Source organism: Streptomyces sp. NPDC059564 (assembly GCF_042735575.1).
Lineage (GTDB): Bacteria > Actinomycetota > Actinomycetes > Streptomycetales > Streptomycetaceae > Streptomyces.
Genome location: NZ_JBHWBP010000398.1, coordinates 1 through 6,631, shown reverse-complemented (window position 1 = coordinate 6,631; position 6,631 = coordinate 1). Strand labels below are relative to the sequence as shown.

The window sequence follows — 6,631 nt, the reverse complement described above, 5'->3', positions numbered from 1 at the left end:
CACCTGGAACACCCGCTACTCGGCGGGGGTCACGGACCTGACCGTGCACGGCCCCAACGGCTTCCTGCGCGGCTTCCGCAACCCCGGCACCACCGCCGGCCCCGAGGTCACCGCCCGCCACAACGCGGCCACCGGGAACCTGGACCTCACCCTCACCAACGCCGGAGCGTCCACCGCGACGCTGACGGTCACCAACGCCTACGCCGGGGGGCCGAAGCGCCTCACCGTCGCCAAGGGCGCGACCGTGACGTACAGCGTCCCGCTGAAGAACACGAAGCGCTGGTACGACGTGACGGTCACCGCCTCCGAGGCCCCGGACTTCCTGCGCCGCTTCGCGGGCAAGGTCGAGACGGGCGCGGCCGGCCTGTCGGACCCGGCGATCCTGACGGAGCAGGGCTCCTGACGCCGGCCTGAACCGAACGGAACGGGAAACCGGCCGGGACCCTCCCGGCCGGTTCTCCGGCATGCCGCGGGTCACGCTCCGGGGTTCATCGGTTGCCTCGGGTGACGGGTCGCCGGGGTCGGGGCGGGGACGGAGCATGGAAGGAGGTCCGTCCGGGTGAGGAGGCCGGTGATGGCCGATGTGCAGCCCGTCCCGCGTGCCACCGGCGCCGGGGCGGATGCCGAGGTGGTGAGGCCTCCGACGCCCGATTCGGCGGCGGCGGGCGGACTGCTCGACGTCCTCGGGGTGGCCGCGGCGGTCCTCGACGCCAAGGGCCGCATCGCCCTGTGGAGCCCGCAGGCCGCCGCGCTCTTCGGGTACACCGCCGAGGAGGCTCTCGGCCAGTACGCGGCGACCCTGCTCGTGGACGAGGCCAACCGGGCGAACGTCCTCGGCCTGTTCGCCCGGGTGATGGCGGGCGAGGCCACGGGCGGCGGCGCCTGGGCGGGCGTGTTCCCCGTGCGGCACCGCGACGGCCGGACGGTGCTCGTGGAGTTCCGCAACATGCGGCTCCAGGCCGACAACGGCCGTGTGTACGCGCTGGGCCTCGCCTCCGAGCAGGCCACCCTGCGCCGGGTCGAGCGGGACCTCGCCCTGTCCCTGCGCCTGGTCGACCAGTCCCCCATCGGGCTGGCCGTCCTCGACACCGACCTGCGCTACGTGCTGGTCAACCCGGCGCTGGAGCGCCTGCACGGCGTGTCGGCCGACCGCCACCTGGGGCAGCGGATCGCCGAGATCCTGCCCTTCCTGGACGGCGCCGCCGTCGAGACCCGGATGCGGGAGGTCATGGAGACGGGCGTACCGGTGCTGGACGAGTTCACCACCGGCCGGATCGCCGAGGACGCCGAGGAAGAGCGCGCCTGGCTGGTGTCGGTCTACCGGCTGGAGGACCAGGCCGCCCGGGTCATCGGGGTCGCGGTCTCGGTGATGGACGTGACCGAGCAGCACCGCACGGCCGTCTCCGCCGCCCGCGCCCGGCGGCGCCTGTCGCTGATCGCGGACGCCTCCGTACGCATCGGCACCACCCTCGACCTGGACATCACCGCCCGGGAGCTGGCCGACGTGGCCGTCCCGGAGGTGGCGGACATCGCCGCCGTGGACGTCCTCGACACGGCCCTCCCCGGTGGCCGGCCGGGTGAGGGGCCGGGCGACGGGGCGGTGCGGTTCCGCGCGCTGGCGGTGAAGTCCGCCTACCACACCCCCGCCGAGGAAGCGGCCGACCCGGTCGGGGACGTCGCCCTGTACGGCCCCGGCCGGCTGGTGTCCCGCTGCGCCCGCACCGGCCGGCCCGTGCTCGTCCCGCACGTACTGCCCGAGGACCTGCCCCGCATCGCCCGCGACGCGGACGCGGCCCGGCTGCTCGGCGAGGCGGGCGTGCACTCGTACCTCGCGGTGCCGCTCATCGCCCGCGGCCAGGTGCTGGGCGCCCTCGATCTGAAGCGGGCCCGCAACCCCGCGCCGTTCGGGCCGGACGACGTGCTGCTGGCCTCGGAACTCGCCGCCCACGCGGCGGTGTCCATCGACAACGCGCGCTGGTTCCAGCGCCAGCGGCACGCCGCCCTCGCCCTCCAGCAGCACCTCCTCCCGCAGCACCCGCCGGCGGCCCCCGGGCTGGACATCGCCTACCGGTACGAGCCGGCCGGCGCCGCCGACGAGACCGGCGGCGACTGGTTCGACGTGATCCCGCTCACCGGGGACCGCACCGCGCTGGTCGTCGGGGACGTGATGGGCAGCGGCATCAACGCCGCCGCCACCATGGGCCAGTTGCGGGCGACCGCCCGCGCCCTGGGCCGCCTGGACCTGGACCCGGCCATGGTCCTCACCCACCTCGACGCCGCGACCGCCGACCTCGGCGAGGCCATGGCCACCTGCGTGTACGCCGTCTACGACCCGCACACCCGGCTGTGCCTGTTCTCCACCGCCGGCCACCTCCCGCCGGTCCACCTGCACGGCGGCCGCCACCCGCGGCTGCTGCGCCTGAAGTCGGCGGTCCCGCTGGGCGTCGGCGGGATCCCCTTCAGCACCACCGCCCTCACCCTGGCGCCCGGCGACGAGTTGGTCCTGTACACCGACGGGCTGGTCGAGACCCGCGACCAGGACATCGACACCCGCCTGCTGACCCTCACCGACCTGCTCGCCGGCCCCCAGCGACCCCTCGAAGAGACCTGCGACCTGCTCCTGTCCGCCCTGCGCCGCCCCGACACCCACGACGACGTGGCCCTCCTCATCGCCCGCGTCGACCCCTGAACGGGCCGGACCTCACGCGTGCGGGGAGCGCGAGCGGATGCGGGCCGCGAGGACGGCCACGTCGTCCTCGGCGTGGAGGGCGTCGAGGCCGGTGACGATCGCGTCCGCGGCCTCGGCGATCGTCCCGCCGGGCGGCAGCCGCAAGGCCGTGAGGCGGGCCAGGGAGACGTCGATGTCCTCGCCGCGCCGCTCGACCAGCCCGTCGGTGTACAGCAGCAGCGTCTCCTCCTCGGCCAGCGGGTGGGCGGCGGACTCGTAGCCGCCCAGGCCGGTGCCCAGCGGGGGTCCCACGGGGACGTCCAGGAGCCGCCCCGTACCGTCCGCGGCGAACACCGCGGGCGGCAGGTGGCCGGCGCTTGCGTAGACGGCGGTGCCGCGCGCGGGGTCGACCCGTACGAGGAGGCAGGTGGCGGGGCGCCGTCCGGCGTCCTCGGCGACCAGGGCGTCGAGCTGGCGCAGCACCCGGTGCGGGGCCAGGTCGGTGGAGGCGACCTCGCGCAGGGTGGAGCGGTAGGCGTTCATGTCCACGGCGGCGTCCAGGCCGTGCCCCATGACGTCGCCGACGACCAGCAGGGTCCGCCCGAAGTGCAGGCGTACCGTCTCGTACCAGTCGCCGCCGACGAGGGCGCTCGACCCGACCGGCAGGTAGCGGCCCGCGATCAGGAGGTTCGGGTGCGGGCGGCCGGGATCGGCGACGAGGGCCCGCTGGAGGTTCAGCGCGACGCTCTCGGTGGCCGCGAGCCGCCGCGCGTGGCGGATGTGCACGGCCGCGACCCGCGCCGCGAAGTGCAGGGCCGCGGCCTCCCGGTCGGTGAAGGCCGCGCCGGTGCGCACCACGAGGAGGGTCCCGTACGAGGTCCCGTGCCGCACCAGCGCGACGGACAGGCCGTGCAGCGGGGAGCCGCCCGGCCGCAGGGTCCAGCTGCGCAGCGGATGTCCGTCGTCGACGGCCCGTACGGCGGGCCGGGTCGCCGGGACCGGGGGGCGCAGCAGCCCCACGGCCCCGGCTTCGGCCACGCGTTCGACGCGGCCGCCTTCGAGGCTCAGGTCGACGGCGGCCGCGTCGCACAGGGTGCGGAAGAGGAAGGCAGCCAGTTCCCGGCAGGTGGTGTTCTCGTCGTCGGTCGTGCCGATCGCGTCGAGGGTCTCGTCCGGGGCCGGAACGAACGCGCGGCCGTCGCGATCCGACACAGTACCTCCGCCCGCCGGGCGGCCCCGTGCGGGCCGCCGGTCGGTCCATTCCACCAGCCCGGGGGCGGCGGGCCGCGCAGCGCGCCGGACCGTCTTCACCTGCGCGGGGTCAGGCGCTCCCACAGGAAGGTGTGCACGAGTGCCTCGTTGAAGGCGGTCTGGCGGTGGTCGGTGGCTCCGGCGTGTCCGCCGCCGAGGTGCTCGTGGAAGAGGACGGGGTGGCCGTGCTCGCGCAGCCGGGCGGCGGCCTTGCGGGCGTGGCCGGGGTGGACCCGGTCGTCGCGGGTGGAGGTGAGCAGGAGCAGGGGCGGGTACGGGGGGCCGTCCGCGCGGATGCGGTGGTACGGGGAGATGTGCTCCAGGTGGGGCCGGTCGGCGGGGTCGTCGGGGTCTCCGTACTCGGCGGTCCAGCTGGCTCCGGCGAGGAGCTTGTGGAAGCGGAGCATGTCCAGCAGCGGCACGTGGGCGACGACGGCGCCGAACAGCTCGGGGTCGCGGGTGAGCATGGCGCCCATCAGGAGGCCGCCGTTGCTGCCGCCTTCGATGCCGAGCTGGGCGGGGGTGGTGATGCCGCGGCCGGTCAGGTCGCGGGCGACGGCGGCGAAGTCCTCGAAGGCGCGGACGCGGTGGGCGCCGAGGGCGGCCTGGTGCCAGGCGGGTCCGTACTCGCGGCCGCCCCGGATGCCGGCGACCACGTACGTGCCGCCGCGGGCGAGCCAGGCGCGGCCGGTCACGGCGCTGTACTGCGGGACCATGGAGATCTCGAAGCCGCCGTACCCGTAGAGCAGGGTGGGTCCGGGGCCGGGGCGGTCCTCGGGGCCGATGACGAAGTACGGGACCCGGGTGCCGTCGTCGGAGGTGGCGAAGTACTGGGCGACGGTCAGTCCGGCGGGGTCGAAGAGGGCGGGCCCGCGTTTGACGCCCTCGCCGCCGTCGGGCGCTCCGGCGGTGCCCCGGTGAAGGGTGGAGGGCTGGAGGAAGCCGGTGACGTTGAGGAAGTACTCGTCGCTCTCGTCGGGGTCGGTGCACACGACGGAGGCCGTGGACAGCGGCGGTACGCCGGCCAGCGGGGCGCGGGTCCAGCCGTCGGGGCCGGGGGTGAGGAGTTCCAGGCGCGAGGAGACGTCGGCGCGGGTGGTGAGCAGGAGGTGGTTGCGGGTCCAGCTGTGGCCGCCGAGCGCGGTGTGCGCGTCCGGGGTGAACAGCACCTCGGGCTCGCGGGCGCCCGTCCGGAAGGCGTCGAAGTCGAAGGCGAGCAGGCTGCCGGGGGCGTGTCCGAGCCAGGGCGAGCGGGGGGTGACGATCAGCCACTCGCGGTGGACGGAGGCGACGGCGTCGTCGGGTACGTCGATCTTCTCGGGCGGGGTGTGGGGGTCCTCGTGGTCCGCCGGGAGGAGGAACAGCTCCTGGTTCCAGAAGTCGATCTGGCGGGAGACGAAGTCCCGTTCGAAGCCGCGCGTGTGGTCGCGCCAGCCGGAGGCGGAGAGGTCCGCGGGCCGGCCCTCGTAGACCTTCTCGGCGGCTTCGAGGGGGGTGCCGCGGCGCCAGCGGCGGACCTGGAGGGGGTAGCCGGATGGGGACATCGAGCCGGGTCCGAAGTCGGTGCCGATCCACACGTGGTCGTGGTCGATCCAGCCGATCCGGGTCTTGGCCTCCTCGACCGCGAAGCCGCCGTCCACGAACCGGAGCGTCTCCAGGTCGAACTCGCGCACCACGCAGGCGTCGGCGCCGTCGCGCGACAGCATGACCAGGGCGTGCCGGTGGCCGGGGGTCAGGACGCTGCTGCCGGCCCAGGCCCACCGCTCGCCCTCGGCCTCGGCGAGGGCGTCCAGGTCCAGGACGGTCTCCCAGGCCGGGTGGTCGGTGCGGTACTCCTCCAGGGTGGTGCGCCGCCAGATGCCGCGCAGGCGCTCCGCGTCCTGCCAGAAGTTGTAGAGGTGGCGGCCGCGCCGGACGACGTAGGGGATGCGCCCGTCGTCGTCGAGGACCTCGCGCACCTCGTGTTCGAGCGTCTTGAAGCCGGGGCCGGTGGTCAGCGCGGCGACGGTCTCGGCGTTGCGCTCCCGGACCCAGGCGAGGGCGGCCTCGCCGGACACGTCCTCCAGCCACAGGTAGGGGTCGTGCTCGTGGTCGTGCGCGCGGGGGTCGCCGGGGGCTTCGTCGCTCATCCGTCGATTGTGCCCCACGGGCCGCGCGGGAACGGCGCACCGGCGGGCGGGAGCCCGCCGGCGGCCTCCGGCCGTCAGGCGGGGCCGGCGCGGTGGTGGACGGCGTCCAGGGCGGCCAGGTCCGCTTCCGTCAGGCGCAGGGCTCCGGCGGCCACGTTGGCGGCGAGGTGCTCCGGGTTGCCGGTGCCGGGGATGGCGAGGACGTGCGGTCCGCGGTGCAGCGTCCAGGCGAGGCGGACCTGCGCGGGGCTCGCGCCGTGGGCCCGGGCGACGGCGAGCAGTTCCTCGCTCTCGGCGGCGCCCGCGCCGCCTTCGCGTCCGGTGGCGGCGATCGCGTAGAACGGTACGAAGGCGATCCCCTGTTCCCCGCAGGAGCGGACGAAGGCGTCCTGGTCGGGCCGCATGCCGATGCCGTAGGGGTTCTGCACGCAGACCACCGGGGCCACCGTCCGGGCCTCCGCGAGCTGTTCGGGGGTGACGTTGGAGACGCCGAGGTGGCGGATGAGCCCGGCCTCGCGGAGCTCGGCCAGGACGCCGAAGCGCTCGGCGACGGAGGCGGTGCCGAGCACGCGCAGGTTCACCA

Annotated in this window: 5 protein-coding genes; 2 read left to right on the top strand and 3 right to left on the bottom strand. The window is 75.4% G+C overall.

The genetic code is table 11. The features are described 5' to 3' along the window. Together ACFV0Q_RS36375 and ACFV0Q_RS36370 are read left to right on the top strand one after the other, a co-directional pair. On the top strand, positions 1-403 hold a 403-nt coding region (locus tag ACFV0Q_RS36375; RefSeq protein WP_385011522.1), incomplete at its 5' end, for a phospholipase domain-containing protein. Between the two features lie 171 nt (positions 404-574). Beyond that, positions 575-2,689, top strand: coding sequence for a SpoIIE family protein phosphatase (locus tag ACFV0Q_RS36370; protein WP_385011520.1), 2,115 nt, complete (start codon positions 575-577; stop codon positions 2,687-2,689). A 12-nt stretch (positions 2,690-2,701) separates the two neighbouring features. On the opposite strand, the gene ACFV0Q_RS36365 is transcribed toward ACFV0Q_RS36370, so the two are convergent. The 3 genes from ACFV0Q_RS36365 to ACFV0Q_RS36355 form a co-directional block, all read right to left on the bottom strand. Next, positions 2,702-3,880: a PP2C family protein-serine/threonine phosphatase gene (locus tag ACFV0Q_RS36365; RefSeq protein ID WP_385011518.1), complete on the bottom strand. Its 1,179-nt coding sequence runs from the start codon at positions 3,878-3,880 to the stop codon at positions 2,702-2,704. Positions 3,881-3,975: 95 nt separating this feature from the next. After that, positions 3,976-6,048: a prolyl oligopeptidase family protein gene (locus tag ACFV0Q_RS36360; RefSeq protein ID WP_385011516.1), complete on the bottom strand. Its 2,073-nt coding sequence runs from the start codon at positions 6,046-6,048 to the stop codon at positions 3,976-3,978. Between the two features lie 74 nt (positions 6,049-6,122). Further along, a partial coding sequence (locus ACFV0Q_RS36355; RefSeq protein ID WP_385011514.1) for an aldo/keto reductase occupies positions 6,123-6,631 on the bottom strand: 509 nt, incomplete at its 5' end.

Bases quoted from the DNA above. Each gene is read 5' to 3' on its own strand.
- ACFV0Q_RS36360 (WP_385011516.1), bottom strand. From the start codon at position 6,048: ATGAGCGACGAAGCCCCCGGCGACCCCCGCGCGCACGACCACGAGCAC.
- ACFV0Q_RS36370 (WP_385011520.1), top strand. From the start codon at position 575: ATGGCCGATGTGCAGCCCGTCCCGCGTGCCACCGGCGCCGGGGCGGAT.